The 17,315-nt window shown below is 66.1% G+C and carries 16 protein-coding genes; 9 read left to right on the top strand and 7 right to left on the bottom strand.

The genetic code is table 11. The annotated features are described in order from the left end of the window. Positions 1-2 precede the first annotated feature (2 nt). Together mutM and ACQR0W_RS09255 are read left to right on the top strand one after the other, a co-directional pair. Positions 3-884 carry a bifunctional DNA-formamidopyrimidine glycosylase/DNA-(apurinic or apyrimidinic site) lyase gene (gene mutM / locus ACQR0W_RS09260; RefSeq protein WP_316170033.1) on the top strand — a complete coding sequence of 294 codons (882 nt, stop codon included), beginning with the start codon at positions 3-5 and terminating at the stop codon, positions 882-884. Between the two features lie 78 nt (positions 885-962). After that, positions 963-1,445 (top strand): Crp/Fnr family transcriptional regulator, encoded by a 483-nt coding sequence (locus tag ACQR0W_RS09255; protein ID WP_316170034.1) that lies wholly within the window; start codon positions 963-965, stop codon positions 1,443-1,445. A gap of 122 nt (positions 1,446-1,567) precedes the next feature. Here the strand turns inward: ACQR0W_RS09255 and ACQR0W_RS09250 are convergent, their stop codons facing one another. Beyond that, on the bottom strand, positions 1,568-2,371 hold the full coding sequence (locus ACQR0W_RS09250) for a ParA family protein (protein WP_316170035.1): 804 nt from the start codon (positions 2,369-2,371) through the stop codon (positions 1,568-1,570). Positions 2,372-2,822: 451 nt separating this feature from the next. Beyond that, positions 2,823-4,181 (bottom strand): peptidoglycan-binding protein, encoded by a 1,359-nt coding sequence (locus tag ACQR0W_RS09245; RefSeq protein WP_315751769.1) that lies wholly within the window; start codon positions 4,179-4,181, stop codon positions 2,823-2,825. 153 nt (positions 4,182-4,334) lie between these two features. On the opposite strand from ACQR0W_RS09245, the gene ACQR0W_RS09240 reads away from it, so the two are divergent. After that, positions 4,335-5,138 (top strand): HesA/MoeB/ThiF family protein, encoded by an 804-nt coding sequence (locus ACQR0W_RS09240; RefSeq protein ID WP_316170093.1) that lies wholly within the window; start codon positions 4,335-4,337, stop codon positions 5,136-5,138. 218 nt (positions 5,139-5,356) lie between these two features. On the opposite strand, the gene ACQR0W_RS09235 is transcribed toward ACQR0W_RS09240, so the two are convergent. Then, positions 5,357-6,361 (bottom strand): aldo/keto reductase, encoded by a 1,005-nt coding sequence (locus ACQR0W_RS09235; protein ID WP_315716911.1) that lies wholly within the window; start codon positions 6,359-6,361, stop codon positions 5,357-5,359. A gap of 122 nt (positions 6,362-6,483) precedes the next feature. On the opposite strand from ACQR0W_RS09235, the gene ACQR0W_RS09230 reads away from it, so the two are divergent. Continuing rightward, a complete protein-coding gene (locus ACQR0W_RS09230) occupies positions 6,484-7,428 on the top strand; it encodes a LysR family transcriptional regulator (protein ID WP_316170036.1) in 945 nt (314 codons plus the stop codon). A gap of 111 nt (positions 7,429-7,539) precedes the next feature. Here the strand turns inward: ACQR0W_RS09230 and ACQR0W_RS09225 are convergent, their stop codons facing one another. Continuing rightward, positions 7,540-8,541 carry a 2-hydroxyacid dehydrogenase gene (locus ACQR0W_RS09225; RefSeq protein ID WP_315716913.1) on the bottom strand — a complete coding sequence of 334 codons (1,002 nt, stop codon included), beginning with the start codon at positions 8,539-8,541 and terminating at the stop codon, positions 7,540-7,542. Between the two features lie 413 nt (positions 8,542-8,954). Here ACQR0W_RS09225 and ACQR0W_RS09220 point away from each other — a divergent pair, with 413 nt between their 5' ends. Then, a complete protein-coding gene (locus ACQR0W_RS09220; RefSeq protein ID WP_409977910.1) occupies positions 8,955-9,440 on the top strand; it encodes an SH3 domain-containing protein in 486 nt (161 codons plus the stop codon). Positions 9,441-9,547: 107 nt separating this feature from the next. Here ACQR0W_RS09220 and irrA read toward each other — a convergent pair whose 3' ends face one another. Then, a complete protein-coding gene (gene irrA, locus ACQR0W_RS09215; RefSeq protein ID WP_315716966.1) occupies positions 9,548-10,018 on the bottom strand; it encodes an iron response transcriptional regulator IrrA in 471 nt (156 codons plus the stop codon). A gap of 456 nt (positions 10,019-10,474) precedes the next feature. On the opposite strand from irrA, the gene fabA reads away from it, so the two are divergent. The 4 genes from fabA (at position 10,475) to ACQR0W_RS09195 (ending at position 15,454) form a co-directional block, all read left to right on the top strand. Further along, positions 10,475-10,996, top strand: a complete 522-nt coding sequence (gene fabA / locus ACQR0W_RS09210; protein ID WP_315716914.1) for a 3-hydroxyacyl-[acyl-carrier-protein] dehydratase FabA — start codon at positions 10,475-10,477, stop codon at positions 10,994-10,996. A 76-nt stretch (positions 10,997-11,072) separates the two neighbouring features. Beyond that, positions 11,073-12,296 (top strand): beta-ketoacyl-ACP synthase I, encoded by a 1,224-nt coding sequence (gene fabB, locus ACQR0W_RS09205; protein ID WP_315716915.1) that lies wholly within the window; start codon positions 11,073-11,075, stop codon positions 12,294-12,296. 147 nt (positions 12,297-12,443) lie between these two features. After that, the gene (gene fabI, locus ACQR0W_RS09200; protein WP_315716916.1) at positions 12,444-13,244 is read left to right on the top strand and encodes an enoyl-ACP reductase FabI; all 801 of its coding nucleotides are present in this window, start codon (positions 12,444-12,446) and stop codon (positions 13,242-13,244) included. A 224-nt stretch (positions 13,245-13,468) separates the two neighbouring features. Then, positions 13,469-15,454 carry an autotransporter outer membrane beta-barrel domain-containing protein gene (locus tag ACQR0W_RS09195; RefSeq protein ID WP_316170037.1) on the top strand — a complete coding sequence of 662 codons (1,986 nt, stop codon included), beginning with the start codon at positions 13,469-13,471 and terminating at the stop codon, positions 15,452-15,454. Between the two features lie 18 nt (positions 15,455-15,472). Here ACQR0W_RS09195 and ACQR0W_RS09190 read toward each other — a convergent pair whose 3' ends face one another. Together ACQR0W_RS09190 and ACQR0W_RS09185 are read right to left on the bottom strand one after the other, a co-directional pair. Continuing rightward, positions 15,473-16,105 (bottom strand): hypothetical protein, encoded by a 633-nt coding sequence (locus ACQR0W_RS09190; protein WP_316170038.1) that lies wholly within the window; start codon positions 16,103-16,105, stop codon positions 15,473-15,475. Positions 16,106-16,364: 259 nt separating this feature from the next. Then, positions 16,365-17,201, bottom strand: coding sequence for a hypothetical protein (locus ACQR0W_RS09185; RefSeq protein WP_434840625.1), 837 nt, complete (start codon positions 17,199-17,201; stop codon positions 16,365-16,367). Positions 17,202-17,315: the final 114 nt, after the last annotated feature.

Raw genomic sequence — 17,315 nt, 5'->3', positions numbered from 1 at the left:
GCATGCCTGAGCTGCCCGAAGTCGAGACCGTCCGGCGCGGGCTGCAGCCCGTCATGGAAGGCGCCGTCATCGTCAAGGCCGAGGCCCGGCGCGGCGATCTCAGGTTTCCGTTCCAGCCCGATTTTGCGAAGCGCCTGCAGGGCCAGACCGTCAGGGGACTCGGCCGGCGCGCCAAATATCTGCTGGCCGACCTCGGCTCCGGCGACGTGCTGCTGATGCATCTGGGCATGTCCGGCTCGTTCCGGGTGATCAAGCCGGAGCACGAGGAGACGCCGGGCGAGTTTCACTATCCGCGCGGCAAGGACAGCGTGCACGACCATGTCGTGTTTCACATGTCGTCTGGCGCCGACATCGTGTTCAACGATCCGCGCCGCTTCGGCTTCATGAAGATCATCGGCCGCGGCGAGATCGAGACCGAGCCGCACCTGAAGGATCTCGGGCCCGAGCCGCTCGGCAACGAATTCGATGCCGCCATGCTGGCGCGCGCCTGTGCCGGCAAGAAGACCAGCCTCAAGGCGGCGCTGCTCGACCAGCGCGTCGTCGCCGGGCTCGGCAACATCTATGTCTGCGAGGCGCTGTTCCGCGCCCATCTGTCGCCGCGACGGCTGGCGGCAACGCTGGCAACGAAGAAGGGCGAGCCCACGGATCACGCCAGGCGTCTGGTGGAAGCGATCCACACCGTGCTCAACGAGGCCATCCGCGCCGGCGGATCGTCGCTGCGCGATCACCGCCAGACTTCGGGCGAACTCGGCTATTTCCAGCATTCGTTCCAGGTCTATGACCGCGAGGGCGAGCCGTGCCGGACGGATGGCTGCGAGGGCGTGGTGAAGCGTTTCGTGCAGAACGGGCGGTCGACGTTCTGGTGCCCGAAGTGCCAGAAGTGATGCAGCGGCGGACGAGCTGGCATGGCCGGCTTGCCCCGGTCTGCTTGTGACGGACGGGGGTGGGGGTATACTGCCGCCATGGCTGTCAGCTCGCCCGATCTGAAAGCATTCCTGCTCGCGACGCCGTTCTTCGGCGGCCTGCCCGATGCGAGCCTCGATCTGCTGGTCTCGATGCTGGTCACGCGTGAGTTCGAGAGCGGCGCCGTGGTCGTCGCCGAAGGCGAGGCGGGTCGTTCGATGTTCGTCGTGCACAGCGGCACGCTGGAGGTGAGCGAGCGCCTGGAGACGGGCGTTGCGATCCATATGTCGCGTCTCGAGCCCGGCGATTTCTTCGGCGAGATGACCCTGCTCGACATGCAAAACAGATCGGCCACCGTCGTCGCGGAAGCGCCGACCGTATTGTACGAGCTGACGGCGCAAAAGCTGTATGCCTTCTACAAGGCTGACATCCACGCCTATGTGATCGTGCTGCAGAACATCAATCGCGAGCTATGCCGCCGCCTGCGTCGCGCCGATGCGCGGATCAAGCAGCTGGAGATGCGCGAGGCAGGAGAGCGCTAGGCACGGTTGGATTCGGTGGACTCGATCCCGCGGTCGGTGATGTTTCCCTCGCTCCGCTTGCGGGGCGAGGGAGCACACCGCATTTGCGATAGTTCGTATCCGATGACGAACACAGCCCGCCTTTACAGCCCCGCCTTCCAGTTGATGCCATTGTCGGCCCAGGTCGGGTAGGCCCGCGTCACCGGCAGCTTCGCTTCCTCGGCGGGCGGCGTCAGCATGATTGGGAATTCGACCTCGGCGTGCTCGCTCGCGTCCTTCAGCTCGTCAGCGTCATGCATGACGTGGTCGCCGGCGAGCTTGCCCGCGGTCCAGCGCCACAGGCTGCGAATCTCCTGCGCCGACTTGCCGGCCGCATCGAACTCGCTGACGCCGAGACCGGCGGCGAGCGCGTCCTGGTGGTCGTTGCGCATCATGATGAAGGGCTGCGCCAGCACCTCTGCGATGTCGCGCGGCGCGTCGGCGTCGAGCGCAGTCGTCGCATCGGTGACGCGATGGCCGCCGCGGATCGGGGCCTGGTTGAGCACGAAGGCAAACGGCTTGCGCCAGGCGCGCACGACGCTCAAGGTCGGTGCCGTCGCTTCGATGTCGGCGACGCTCGGACGCGCCGGAATGAGGCACAGATCGCAGTGGCGGATCGCGGCCGTCGTGGATGCCGTGATGCCGGCCCCGGTGTCGATCACGCAGAGGGTGACGCCGTCGCGGGCCAGCGCTTCGAGGCGAGGCTCGATCGTCTTGGCATCGTAGACGGCTTCGACGATCGGCTCGCTCGCGGCGCGGCGCGCCTGCCATTTGGTCAGCGTGCCCTGACGGTCGGTCTCGATCACGCGCACCTTGTGGCCGGCCTGCTGGGCCGCCACGGCCAGACCAATCGCCAGCGTGCTCTTGCCGCTGCCGCCCTTCTGCGTGGCCAAAACGATCGTGTACATCGGGAGACAGTCCTTCGGATGTTGACGGAACTTATGAGAACGCCAAAGCTGAGCGCATCGCGATCGCGGTGCAGAGCTATTCTCGCTCAGGACAGTCCCGGCCCGATCCAACTCATGAAGAGCGATCGCGGTGGTCCGAATCAGCACGCCGACAAAACTGTTCGAACTATTTCACGCTCGGCCTGTGCCTGCACAGACCGGTTGACTACGGCGGGAGCCGTTCCGAGTTGATAGCAAGGTGCTAGGAAGTTGAGTGGCAGCGAGCCGCGGGCGAGCGATCGGCATCGCCGAGCATCATCCCATGCAGTCGCGATGCTGCACGTCCGATCCCCGCCGGCCGCCGTTGGGCCCTTAATTTTTTCTAAAACGACATGCTTAACATTGCGTAAACGCCGCCGCGCCGCAGGGCGCGGCGGCATGATCGCGATGCCGGACCGGTTTGGCGCAGGCGCTACTTCCGCACGCAGATCACGCGCACCGTCGCCGCCTTGGCGTCGAGCGAGGTTCCGTCGGGCTTGACGCCATGCGTGGCGAGAAAGGCGCGCGTCGCATCGGCGCTGACCATCACGACCTGCGTCGATGGGATCAGCGCCGTGCCGGCGAGGACGCCGGGCTTGAGCAAGGTGACGCCGGCGAACTTGCCGTCGCCGTCGAGCGCCGCCGCTCCGGAAAAGCCGAGCCCGGGCGCCGGCGCCAGCGAGGCGTCGCCGGCGCCATTGCCGGCGAGCTGCGCCTTGACGGTGCTGATCGCGGCACCGCCGCCCTGGCTCTGCGGATCGGCGATGCCGACGATGTCGACCGACGATTTCGCACTGCCGCCCGACAGCGCCAGCGGCTTCAGGCCGCGCGCGCCGTAGATGCGCAGCAGCGCCAGGCCGCGCTCCTTGTCCTCGGCCACGCGCTCGGCATGGCCGAAACCGGGAATGGTGATCGCCACGCAGGCATCGGTCACCTCGCGATCGGCGATGATGGCGCCGTCCTGGGTAGCGATGATGCCGGTGCCGTAATCGACGCGGCGCCGTGGCGCGGGCTGCGCGGCCAATGTCGACGGAAACGCGGTGAAAGCGCTCGACATCGCGATCACGACCGGCTCGACCGTGTTCTCGGTGGCCTGATCGTAGAGGATGGTCAGGATACGCACCTCGTCGCCCCGAAAGGTGCCGCGGATGTAGAACTTCTTCAGGTTCTGCAGGCCCGAGAGCACGAAGAAGTCGGGCTTCACCACGCTGTAGTCGACGGTGCGGCCGGGCTCCTTCTTCTCGCGGTCGGCGAGCGCCGCGGTGGTCGGGTTCGCCTCCTTGCGGCGTGACAGCACGACCTGCACGGTGCCGGTGGGCGAGGTCCATTTCGAGCCGGTGCCGTCGCTGGTCTGTTGCGGCACCAGCTTTGCGGGAATGCCGAGCCGTGCGCCGCTGACCGGCTCGGTCACGAGCTTCCAGCCGACGCCCTCCTGCTTGCGGCGCGCGGTGTCGGCGAGCACGGCGCGCTCCTGCGGGTTCAGCACGCCGGTCGGCTTGCCGCCGACGAGCTTCTGGTATTCCTTGATCGCGTTGACCATGCGCTCGCTGACGTCGCCGGTGATCGCGCCATTGTACTGGCCGACCCAGGCGAGATCGGATTGCAGCGCGAGCCGCTCGGCCTGGCTCATCGCATTGGCGGTGTCGGCGGGAGCCTGCACGCCCGGGCGCGCCGGCTGGGTCGCGACGGGCTTGGGCTTGGCGCCCGGCGACGCGCCCTGCGGCGTCTGTGCCTGCGCCGACGCGCATGCGGCGATCCCGCAGATGAAGGTTGCCGTGGCCAGCCGTCTCATGACAAATCCCGATGCTCTTGCCGCGCCGCTAAATAAGCACATCTGCTTGGTCGGTCACAATCCGGCGAGGGTTCAGTGCGGAGATCCGCCGTCTTCGCCATGGGCCGGCAATGGGCTGACAGCGGTGCGGCAGCGGAAGGGCGTGGTGGAACGATGCTGAGCGACGAAGAAGTGGAGCGCTATGCCCGTCACATCGTGCTGCGCGATGTCGGTGGTCCCGGTCAGGCGGCGCTGAAGCGCGCTGCGGTGCTGGTGGTCGGCGCAGGCGGCCTCGGCGCACCGGCGCTGATGTATCTCGCCGCGGCTGGCGTCGGCACGATCGGCGTGGTCGACGACGACGTCGTGTCGCTGTCGAATCTGCAGCGCCAGGTCATCCATGCGACCCCCGACATCGGCAGACCCAAAGTCGAGAGCGCTGCCGAGCGCATCAACGCGCTCAATCCGCATGTGAGCGTCATGGCGCATCGGACCTGGCTCAATGCCGACAACGCCCTCGATCTGATCGGCGCTTATGATCTCGTGCTCGACGGCTCCGACAATTTCGACACCCGCTATCTCGTCTCCGATGCCTGCTTTCTGGCCGAGAAGCCGCTGATCACCGGCGCGCTCGGCACCTTCGATGCGTCGCTGACGACGATCCGCGCGCATGAGCGGAATGAGAAGGGCCAGTTTAATCCGACCTATCGCTGCCTGTTCCCCGAGCCGCCGCCGCCGGGCACGGTGCCCGCCTGCGCCGAAGCGGGCGTCATGGGTGCGCTCGCCGGCATGCTCGGCTCGATGATGGCGCTGGAGGCGATCCGCGAGATCGTCGGCTTCGGCGAGGGGCTGGTGGGACGGCTCTTGATGCTGGACGCGCGCACGATGCGGTTCGAGACCCTGCGCTATGGGCGCGATCCGGCCAATCCGCTGAATGGTGACGGGCCAGTCATTGCGGACTTGAGCGCGCATCGGAAGTGATGCCGCTTGAGTCGAGAGGCGCGCCACAAATTCACTGTCGTCCCGGACAAGCCCGGCGACGCAACGCGTCGTCGGGCGCCGATCCGGGACCATACTCCGTGAATGCAATGAGGCGCGCGGAACGGGTCATCTGCCTGTTCCAGACATCACGCGGTATGGGTCCCCGCGTTCGCGGGGACGACACCGAGTTTGTTGCGCGACCTGGACTCGCATGACGCTCAGCCCGGCTGACCGCGCTCGCTGTCCATATGCACCAACTGCGCCTCCGGATAGCGCTCTCCGGCGGCGACACCAATCGGGAAGGCCTTGTCCAGCGCGGCGAGTTGGACCTCGGTGAGCTTGACGCAGAGCGCGCCGAGCGCCTCGTCGAGACGGTCGCGGCGGCGGGCGCCGACCAGCGGGACGATGTCGTTGCCCTGCGCGGCCACCCAGGCGATCGCGACTTGCGCCGGCGTGGCGCCGACCTCGCCTGCCAGGCTGCGCAGCGTGTCGACCAGGCTGAGATTGCGATCGAGATTGTCGCCACTGAAGCGCGGCGAATGGCCACGGAAGTCGGCAGCGTTGGCGCGGTCCATCGACCAGTGCCCGCTGATCAGCCCGCGCGACAGCACGCCATAGGCGGTGATGCCGATGCCGAGCTCGCGGCAGGTTTGCAGGATGTCGCTCTCGATGCCGCGCGAGATCAGCGAATATTCGATTTGCAGATCCGAGATCGGGTGCACCTTGTGCGCCCGGCGAATCGTCTCTGAACCGACCTCCGACAACCCGATATGCCTGATGTAGCCGGCCTGTTTCAGCTCGGCCATCGCGCCGATCGTGTCCTCGATCGGCACCTTGGGATCGAGCCGCGCCGGGCGGTAGATGTCGATGGCGTCGACGCCGAGCCGCTGCAGCGAATAGGACAGGAAGGTTCTGACAGCTTCGGGCCGGCTGTCATAGCCGAGCCAGCTCTTGTCGGGGCCGCGCAGGGCGCCGAACTTCACGGAGATCTGCACGTTGCGCGGACCGGCCGAGGCCAGCGCCTCGCGGATCAGCATCTCGTTGTGGCCCATCCCGTAGAAGTCGCCGGTGTCGAGCAGCGTGATGCCGGCGTCGAGCGCGGCGTGGATGGTGGCGATGCTCTCGGACCGGTCGGTGGGGCCGTAGAAGTCCGACATGCCCATGCAGCCTAGTCCGATGACCGAAACGTCGGGGCCGGTCGAGCCGAGTTGGCGGGTTTGCATGATCAATCTCCTCTTGCTGGCGCAGGCGGCTTGGTGGCCCGCCCGGACAACGCGGATATCGGCGCATTTTCGCGGCTCGAAAAGCTGGACAATTCCGAATGGACTGTTCAGCATATCGAACAATGAGCGAGCCGGACCTCCGCGATCTTCAAGCCTTCGCTGCCGTGGCTCGCAGCGGCAATTTCCGCCGCGCTGCGCGCGAGCAGGGACTCGCGGCATCCAGCCTCAGCCAGCGGCTCAAGGAGCTGGAGCAGCGGCTCGGCGTCCGGCTGCTCAACCGGACCACGCGGAGCGTCGGCCTGACGCAGGCCGGCGAGGCGCTGCTGGCACGGCTCGAGCCTGCGATGGCCGAGATCGAAGCGGCGATCCATCAGGTGCGCGGCCAGCAGCAGGTCGCGGCGGGGCGCCTGCGCATCAATGCGCCGCCGCCCGCGGTCGATCTGGTGCTGGCGCCGATGGTCGCGCCGTTCCTTCAGGCCTATCCGCTGATCGAGCTCGAGATCGTCGCCGACAGCGGCTTCGTCGACATCGTGCAGGCCGGGTTCGATGCCGGCGTGCGCTATGGCGAGCACCTGGCGCAGGACATGATCGCCGTGCCGCTCGGCGAAACGCAGCGCTACGCCATCGTCGCCTCACCGCAATATGTTGCGCAGCATGGCCGTCCCGCGCATCCGCGCGACCTGCTGCAGCAAGGCTGCATTCGCACGCGCTTCTCGTCCGGCGCGATGCTGGATTGGGAGTTCGAGAAGGACGGGCAGGTGATCAGGATCGCGCCGCCGGCCCGGCTGATCGCGGTGCAGCTCGGATTGGCGATGCGCGCCGCCTGTGATGGGGTCGGCTACTGGGCGACATTCGAGGGACATGTGCGCGATGCGCTGGCGGCAGGCCGTCTCGTCAGCGTGCTGGACGACTGGTGCCCGCCGTTCCCCGGACCGTATCTGTATTACCCGAGCCGCCGGCAACCGCCGCCGGCGCTGGCGGCGTTCGTCGCGTTCGTCGGGGAGTGGCGGAAGCGCGCAGGCGCCCCGTACCCAGCTGCCGTCCCGGCCTTGAGCCGAGACCCATAACCACCAGCGTGAACGAGACGATGACGACCAGCGATGTCCCACGCGGACATTACGCGGTACGGGTCCCTGCGTTCGCAGCGACGACACTGATTGTGGGGTCGAGTGACGGGCCTACAACATGCTCGGCAGCACGCGGTCCGGCGGGCGGTGGTTGTCGAGGAAGGTCTTGATGTTGATGATGACCTTCTCGCCCATTTCGACGCGGCCTTCGATGGTGGCCGAGCCCATGTGCGGCAGCAGCGTCACCTTGCCGGCCTTGGCGAGCCGGACCAGGCGCGGATTCACCGCGGGCTCGTGCTCGAACACGTCGAGACCGGCGCCGGCGATGTCGCCGGCCTCGATCAGCCGCGTCAGCGTCTCCTCGTCGATCACCTCGCCGCGTGCGGTGTTGACGATGTAGGCGTCCTTGCGGATCAGCTTCAGCCGGCGCGCCGACAGCAGATGGAACGTCGCCGGCGTGTGCGGGCAGTTGACCGAGATGATGTCCATCCGCGCCAGCATCTGGTCGAGGCTCTCCCAGTAGGTAGCGCCGAGCTCGTCGGCGATCACGGGAGCGACCGGGCGGCGGTTGTGATAGTGGATCTGCAGGCCGAAGGCGCGGGCACGCCGCGCCACGGCCTGGCCGATCCGGCCCATGCCGATGATGCCCAAGCGCTTGCCGCCGATGCGGTGGCCGAGCATCCAGGTCGGCGACCAGCCCGCCCAGTTCTTGCCCTCGGTGAGGATCGAGGCGCCCTCGATCAGCCGCCGCGGCACGGCGAGGATCAGCGCCATGGTCATGTCGGCGGTGTCCTCGGTGAGGACCTTCGGCGTGTTGGTGACGGTGATGCCGCGCGCCACCGCCGCCGCGACGTCGATGTTGTCGACGCCGTTGCCGAAGTTGGCGATCATGCGCAGCTTGCAATCGGGCTGATTGAGAATGTCGGCGCTGATGTGGTCGGTGACGGTCGGAACCAGCACCTCGGCGGTGCGCACGGCGTCGGCGAGTTGTTCCTGGCTCAACGGCTCGTCGTCGAGATTGAGCCTGGCGTCGAACAGCTCGCGCATGCGCGTCTCGACCGAGTCCGGCAGCTTGCGTGTCACCACGACGAGGGGCTTTTTCCTACCTGACATGTGCTGCTCTCATGAGATCCTTCAGACCTCATTAACCGGGTTCGCCGAAACTACCGTCGTCGCCTGAGAGCGGCGCTTCCCTGGACTGGTCGTGTCGGATCTCGCAGGTGGGCCGATCCGTCCCTGACAGGGCTTCGCGAGCGATTCTCAGGCGCTTCCTGGCCGCTTGTGTTCGGTCCTGTCTAGCAGAAGGCCCGGCCAAGACAAGAAGCCAACGGCAGGTCGGGACTGGCGCTTTCGGCAAGCCCTCTCCGAGCACGAAGGGGGGCAGCCGGGCGGTTCGATGGGGATCGGGCGAAGGATCGCAACGCAATCCGCTTTGATCGGAGCGCGGGTCGATCCTTTCGAGGGAGAGTGAGTTGAGTAAATTGACGTTGTGGCGTTTCGGTGCTGTCGTGGTGCTGCTGGTCTGTCTGTTCGACGTTGCCGTCGGCAGGGGCGGCGTTGCGGCGAAGGACTCCGTTCTCACCACCAGCGGCCTGCCGGTGCCGCGCTATGTCAGCCTGAAGTCGGATCATGTGAACGTTCGTGCCGGTCCGACCAAGGACAACGACGTGGCCTGGGTCTATACGCGCTCCGGCCTGCCGGTCGAGATCACTGCGGAATATGAGAACTGGCGCCGCGTGCGCGATTCCGAAGGCTCGGAGGGGTGGGTCTATCACTCGTTGCTGTCGGGGCGCCGCACGGCGGTGGTCACGATGAAGAACAAGGACGATCTCGCCCCGATCTACGAGAGCGCCGACGCGACCAGCGCGGTCACAGCGCGGCTGCAGGCAGGCGTTGTCGCGCAGGTGAAGAAATGCGGCAATGGCTGGTGCCGCGTGCTCGGCAATGGTTTCGAAGGCTGGATCCAGCAGCAGCGGCTGTGGGGCGTCTACGCCGACGAGCAGGTCAATTGAAGGCCCAGGTCAGCGCAATGCGCTGACCTCCATCCTGACGCGCTCCCGACACAAAAATGCCCGCAGCGGGTGCGGGCATGGTGCTTCGATGAAGACCTTCCGGAGGCTCAGCGCTTCTTGCGCAGCCGGACGACCATGTCGATCCGGGCGATCTCGTAACCTTCGGGCGCCTCCGGCAGCTTCGACAGCGCCAGATGCTGGTCCGGGATGTCGACCAGCTCGTGGTTGTTCTCGAGATAGAAGTGATGGTGGGCGGTGACGTTGGTGTCAAAATACGTCTTCGTGCCGTCAACGCTGACCTGGCGCAGCAGGCCGGCGTCGGTCAGCTGGTTCAGCGTATTATAGACCGTGGCGAGCGAGACCGGAACCTTGGCCAGCGTCGCTTCCTCATAGAGCATTTCGGCGGTCAGATGCCGCGCGCCCTTGCCGAACAGCAGCCAGCCGAGGGCCATGCGCTGGCGGGTCGGGCGCAGCCCGGCCGCCTGCAGCATCTCGTTGACGTCGTGCCATGGGCAGCCATTGAGTGCTGGCTGCCGGCCGTTCCCGAGATCCGGGTTGCCGCGGTCATGACCACTCATCGAGGCGTTGTTGCTGACATCCACTTCAAGCACCGCACAATCTCGCTCTCATCCACAACCGATATAGGAAGAAACCCATTCAGATGCAAGCTTATCGCAACTAACGTATCTAGAACGCTCCTAAACTGCATTTGCCGCCCGGTTCGGGCGCCGGCCCTGGTGCTGCGTCGATTTACCTGGATACGCGCATTGACGCCGCAATCCTCTATGTTAGAGAGCGCCCGGACCCGATTTGCCCTGCCATGGTGAGCGCCGGCGGCCGTGATGGCCATGTGCGCGAATCCAGGCGTCGTTAGGCCCGCCGCTGACAGCGGTCATGTTCGCCAAGTGCGATGGCCCAGCCTTCGTGCCGACGCGATGACCGGCCAGCGCGGCGCGGAAGGGGGCGGCGCGCGGGAAGGGTCCATGTCGCGCGGCACAAATTCCACCGGGGATCGTTGAGAAAGGCCACCAAGCATGCTGGATCGGCGCAGCGCATATGAATACGAGGACCTGCTGGCCTGCGGCCGCGGGGAGCTGTTCGGCCCCGGCAATGCACAACTGCCGCTGCCGCCGATGCTGATGTTCGATCGGATCGTCGAGATCTCCGAGACCGGCGGCGAGTTCGGCAAGGGCGTCGTCCGCGCCGAGCTCGACGTGAAGCCGGATCTCTGGTTCTTCGGCTGCCATTTCAAGAATGATCCGGTGATGCCGGGCTGTCTCGGCCTCGATGCGATGTGGCAGATGGTCGGCTTCTACCTCGGCTGGACCGGCGGCGCGGGGCGCGGCCGTGCGCTGGGCCTCGGCGATCTCAAGTTTTCCGGCCAGGTGCTGCCGACCGCCCGCAAGGTTGTGTACAACGTCGACATCAAGCGCGTGATGCGCTCAAAGCTGGTGCTCGGTATTGCCGACGGGTGGCTTTCGATGGATGGCGAGATTATCTATCGCGCCAAGGACCTGAAGGTCGGCCTGTTCAAGCAGGGCGCCGCGCCGACTTGAACCGGCAGGCTGCGACCACAGACAGTGCAGCAGGCACGGCTGCAACACAACACACGAGCAAGGTGAGGCGGACATCATGAGGCGGGTTGTCATCACGGGCATGGGCATCGTCTCATCGATCGGCAACAACACCCAGGAGGTGCTCGCCAGCCTGTACGAGGCGAAGTCCGGTATCTCCCGCGCCGAGAAATATGCCGAGCTTGGTTTTCGTTCGCAGGTGCAAGGTGCGCCGACGCTGAATCCCGCCGACGTGGTCGACCGCCGCGCCATGCGCTTCCTCGGCGAGGGGGCGGCGTGGAATCATGTCGCCATGGAGCAGGCCATCCTCGATTCCGGGTTGGAGCCGACCGACGTCTCCAACGTCAGAACCGGCATCATCATGGGCTCAGGCGGGCCATCGACGCGCACGCTGGTGGAAGCGGCCGACATCACCCGCACCAAGGGCCCGAAGCGCGTCGGTCCGTTCGCCGTGCCGAAGGCAATGTCGTCGACGGCCTCGGCGACGTTGGCGACCTGGTTCAAGATCAAGGGCGTCAACTACTCGATCTCCTCAGCCTGTGCGACCTCCAATCATTGCATCGGCAATTCCTACGAGATGATCCAGTACGGCAAGCAGGACGTGATGTTCGCCGGCGGCTGCGAAGAGCTCGACTGGACGCTGTCGGTGCTGTTCGACGCGATGGGCGCGATGTCGTCCAAGCACAACGACACGCCCGCCACCGCGTCGCGGCCCTATGACGTCACGCGCGACGGCTTCGTGATCGCCGGCGGCGCCGGCGTCCTCGTGCTGGAAGAGCTCGAGCACGCCAAGGCGCGCGGCGCCAAGATCTACGGCGAGATCGTGGGCTACGGCGCGACGTCCGACGGTTACGACATGGTTGCGCCTTCCGGCGAGGGCGCCGAGCGCTGCATGCAGCTCGCGCTGTCGACCGTGAAGACCAAGATCGACTACATCAATCCGCATGCGACTTCGACGCCGGCCGGCGATCCGCCGGAGATCGAGGCGATCCGCAAGGTGTTCGGCCGCGGCGAGAAATGTCCGCCAATCTCGGCGACCAAGGCGCTGACCGGCCACTCGCTCGGCGCCACCGGCGTCCAGGAAGCGATCTATTCGCTGCTGATGATGAAGAACGGCTTCATCTGCGAGAGCGCCAACATCACCGAGCTCGATCCCGCCTTCGCCGACATGCCGATCGTGCGCAAGCGCATCGACAACGCCAAGCTCGGCACCGTGCTGTCGAACTCGTTCGGCTTCGGCGGCACCAACGCGACGCTGGTGTTCAAGCAGCTCGACGCCTAAGATTTCCAACAGCACTGGTTTCGTCGGCATCATGGCCGGGCAGCAGCGCGAAGCTCATTCTTCGCACCGATGTCCGGCCATTGGCGTCTCGAAGACGGAACGATCATCCTGGCTGGGTCGATCCCGGCATGACGAAGGAGAGACATCATGCAGGGACTGATGGCAGGCAAGCGCGGCCTGGTCATGGGCATCGCCAACGACCATTCGATCGCCTGGGGCATCGCCAAGACGCTGGCTGCGCATGGTGCCGAGATGGCCTTCACCTATCAGGGCGACGCGCTCGGCAAGCGCGTCCGTCCGCTCGCCGACGAGCTCGGCGTCAAGCACGTGTTGCCTTGCGACGTCGAGGACATCGCCAGCGTCGACGGCGTGTTCACCGCATTGCGCGAGGCCTGGGGCGGGCTCGACTTCGTCGTCCATGCGGTCGCCTTCTCCGACAAGAACGAGCTCAAGGGCCGCTACGCCGACACCTCGCGCGAGAATTTTGCGCGCACGATGCTGATCTCCTGCTTCTCCTTCACCGAGATCGCCAAGCGCGCCGCCGAGCTGATGCCGGAAAGCGGCGGCAGCATGATCACCTTGACCTTCGACGGCTCCAACCGCGTGATGCCGAACTACAACGTGATGGGTGTCGCCAAGGCCGCGTTGGAAGCCTCGGTGCGCTATCTCGCCGCCGACTACGGCCGCCGCAGCATCCGTGTCAACGCGATCTCAGCCGGCCCGGTGCGCACGCTGGCGGGCTCGGGCATCGGCGATGCCCGCTTCATGTTCGCCTTTCAGCAGAAGCACTCGCCGCTCGGTCGCGGCGTGACCCTGGAGGAGCTTGGCGGCTCGGCGCTCTATCTGCTGTCGGAGCTGTCCGGCGGCGTCACCGGCGAGATCCACTACGTCGATTCCGGCTACAACGTGATCTCGATGCCGCGCCCCGAGGATCTCAAGGCGGACTGACCTCCGCGCGCATCGGCGGTATCAGGGGAACGCGAGACTCCGTCCCCCGATCGACCCAAATTTTCCCAGTTGAAGACAATGTTCCTGAACGGCTAATCAGGAAGCATTGGCGCAACTCGTGTTGGTTGTTGCGACGACGCTGCGATGCATCATGACCGGTGCATCGGCCGCGGCCGTCAGCCAGCCGCTCGCGCCGGCAGCAAGACAAGTCGTGGGGGCGATTGATGCTGCGTTCGAAGGCCCGTGTCATCGCTCTCTGCGCGATGACCGGCATTGCGCTTGTGGCAGGGGGCGCCGGGCCGGCGCAGGCGCAATCGAGCGTCTGGGACTCCACGATCTCCAACACCAGCTGGTATGTGCCGACGGCGCAGCTGCTCGCGTACATGTCGCCGAAGACGGGCTTCTCCAATCCGGTCCCGATCGGTGACCAGACGTTGTGGACCTTGGGCACCGCGAGCAACGGCGCCTTCACCGGCACCAGCGTCGCGCAGCTCAGGATCGGGCTGGCGCTGCTGACGGACACCTCGACCATCCAGGGCTTCGTCACCACCAGCGGCCAGATCACCATGCTGTTCACGCCGACCGGCGGCGGCACTGCGACCGTCGGACTCGGCTATATGCGCAACGTCAACGGCGTGACCAGCATGGAAATGCAGATGATCACCGGCGACAGCCTGCTGGTGACGCATTGGGCCTACATGCTGCCCTATGATCCCGCGACCTTCACGCCGCCGCCCTCGGCACCGGTGCCGGCCAACTCCGTGCCGCAATGGGCGTGGACCGCCGGCACGCCTTGGCGGATCGTCAGTCCGACGTTGTTCGGCACGCAGGCGCCGGGCCGTTTCGTCATCACCAACTATCAGAACGGCTATTTCTGGGGTGCGGGCGTCGCACCGCCCGGCAGCGCCGCGGCGGGCTTCACGCTGCTCGGCTCGGTGACTCCCGAGGGCAGCCTGCTGTTCAACACCCTCTCGCGCGGCACCCTGACCAGCCTCTATGGCACGGCGAGCGGCAACGCCGCGGGCGCGCAGATGCTGGTGTCGACCTACGACCTTACCGGGAATTTGACTGGAGGACTGGCGACGATGTCGCTGATCCGGCCTTATGCGGATACGCTGCGGTCTGCAGGCGGCCGCGTCGGCTTGGAAGCGGCTGACGTACTGTACCGGCTGTCGATGACGTCGGCCGGCTGGACCGGATCGATGGTCTCGGGCTTTGCCGCGCTTGATAATCTCAGCGGTCCATCTCTCAGCGCCGCCGTGAAGCAGACGTTGCCGGTGTTGACCGGGGCGGCCTCGCAGGCGACCCATGTCAGCCAGCAGGCGTTCCGGCAGACGATGACCAACAGGCTCGACGATGTCGGCAGCATCGGCTGGGCCGCTGGTCGCAATGTCTGGATGCAGCCTCTCGGCGGCACCGCGCAGCAGACGGGGCGCGATGGCGTTCCCGGCTATGACGCCTCCGGCGGCGGTCTGGCGTTCGGCGCCGACGTCGCAGTCTCGTCCCGCGCCATCATTGGCGGCGTTCTCGGTTATTCTCATCACACGATCACGGGAAGCGACGCCGCCGTGCCGAACCGTCTCGGTCTCGCCTCCTATCAGCTCGGGCTCTATGGAGCCTACGCCATCACCCGTGATGTCCTCTTCGACTATCAGCTCGATGGCGGATCGACCGATAACGGCGAAAACCGGTCGCTGAGCTTCATGGGCGCATCCGCCGGCGGCAGCTATCGCTCCTACAGCGGCCATGCCGGCGCAGGCATCAAGACGCGCATTCCGCTGCAGGACGGATTCGCGCTCGTTCCAGCACTGCGCCTGGACTACGGCACGGTTCGCAGCAATTCCTACGGCGAGAACGGTGCCGGCGGTTTCAGCCTCAACGTCGATCCTCAGATCTATCAGGAGCTCGTGACGACGGCGCAGCTGAAAGCGGTCTACGCGCCCACCAGGCAGATTCGTCTGACCAGCGATATCGGCGTCGGCTACAACGCGCTGAATCAGCCGCTGCAGATCAGCGCGGCGTTCTCGGGCGGCGGCGAGAGCTTTGTCACCCATGGCCTCGGCCTGTCGCCATGGATCTATTCGGCGGGCCTTGGTCTTGTGGCCGCCGGCAACGACCGGCTCGACCTCAGCATCCGCTATGGCATCAACGCGACATCGTCCGGTCTCGTCCAGCAGTCGGGCCACGCGGTGCTGAAGATCAGGCTGTGACGCGCCGAGCTCGTCGTTCTATTCGCGCCCGAAATAGGCCGGCAAGCGCTGGTCGAGCCGGAATTTGAGCATCGAACGCGCCATGTCGCGCAGCACATTGTTGTTCGCAGCCTCCGGCGGCGAAGCGGGGAATGCGGAGTTGTCGACGTCCCCGGCGTGAGACGGCGGTCCGACGCCGGACGTCAGCCGTGAGAGCAGCGATCTGGAGCTCGTGGCAGGCTCGCGCGTCTCGAACGTCGCGCCGTCATAGAGCTGGATATCGATCATGGTGAAGACGTGGCTGATCCGGCCGAATCCCTCGCCCCGGTTGATGACACCGACGCCGGTAACCTCGTCGTTTGTCGAGGGTTCGCTGTCGGTCCGGCGGGTGATCACGAGGTAGCGAGCGCACCCTGCCGTGCCGGCCACCTTCCTGACGATGGGCGTGAGCTTCCCGTTCTCGGCCTTGACCGGTGGCGACTGATAGAACGGATCGAATGCGCCCCTGGGGACGCTGATGCGGCGGATCCCGCTATCACCCGCGGCTGCCTTCACACGCGCGTAGACGATGTCGTCGAAACCCCAGGACACCGGCACTTCGGCGTACTCGTCGCCCAGGCGGGTCATGCCGTTCTTCTGCACCGTGAAGGCATCGCCGAGCGCGGCGATCACCCCGACCTCGCACGGTCCGCCCTCGCGAAGGGCCGTCGTCGGCTTGGCTGCCTTGGCAGCGGTGCCCGCGGTCTTTGGTGCTGTTTTGGCATTCAGCGGCGCCGGCGCCGATTGCGCCAGGGCATCGGTGCATGACCAGATCACGGCCATGAACAGCGGCGCCAGTCGGCGAGAGATTGTCACTGGGAGAGCTCGTCGCATAGGGGAGAGGATTGGGCCAATGAAGCTCGTTCGAACCGTGTGAACGCGGGCGACGGCATCATTCGATCTTCAGATAGCTCGGCAGGTCGCGATCGAGCTTCGCCGCGACCAGGGTGCGCAGCCGCTCGCGCAGGACGGTGCTGGAGGCCGCAGCCGCGAGAGGCTCGGGGAAGTCGGCATTGTCGAGCTTGTTGAGAGGATCCTCGGTGAGCCTCATGGTCTCGGCCAGCCTGGCGCCGGTATCCGCCGAGAACGAGCTGATCTTCTCGTAGGATTGGCCGTCGATGAGCGTGACGTTGACGTTCGCAAACAGATGCGAGTGCCTGAGGATCGATCCGACCCCCTGATTGTAGGCGCCGATGCCTCTGAGCCTCAGGGTGGTGTTGGGAATGGTCGTCTCGAACCTGGTGACGACGAGGTAGCGTGCGCAGTTGGCATTCGTGGTGACGTTGCGCACGATCGAGGCCAGGCTCTCCTTCGGATCGGGCAGGAAGCGCGACGTCGGATGGTAGTACGGCTCGAACGCGCCTTTCGGATAGCCGATCCTGTGCACGGCCGGGTCGCCGCCGGTGGCCGCGCGCACGCGCGCCATGGCGAGGTCGTCCAGTCCCCATCCCGGCAACGTGACTTCGTCCTCTTCGATTTCAAACACGGTGAGGCCGAACTTGCTGACGGCGAGCTGGTCGCCGAGTGCGGCAATGACGCCAAGACGGCACGGACCGCTTTCGATGGCGCCTGGTTTCGCCATCGCCTTTGTCTTTCCGGAGGGTTTCTTGGCCGCGGGGGCGGCCTTGGGCGCCGTTGCTGACGGAGCCTGGGCCCAAGCCCCGGTTGCGAAGGCAGCGGCGAGGACGACGAGCGCAAGGCGGCGGATCGGCAGGAGCGGCACGGACATGGGGACGGTTCGAGAATGCAAGGTCGTCGGGAACTCGAACTTAGTTCGCCTGCGAAGGCGCACGCAACGGTTTCCGGTCGCCACGCGCAAGATTTGCGCTTGCACGCTCTGCGA

The organism is Bradyrhizobium sp. HKCCYLRH1034, assembly GCF_051168375.1.
In the GTDB taxonomy this organism is placed as follows: domain Bacteria; phylum Pseudomonadota; class Alphaproteobacteria; order Rhizobiales; family Xanthobacteraceae; genus Bradyrhizobium.
The sequence above is the reverse complement of the archived record's forward strand: the minus strand, read 5'-3'. Positions and strand labels throughout refer to the sequence as shown.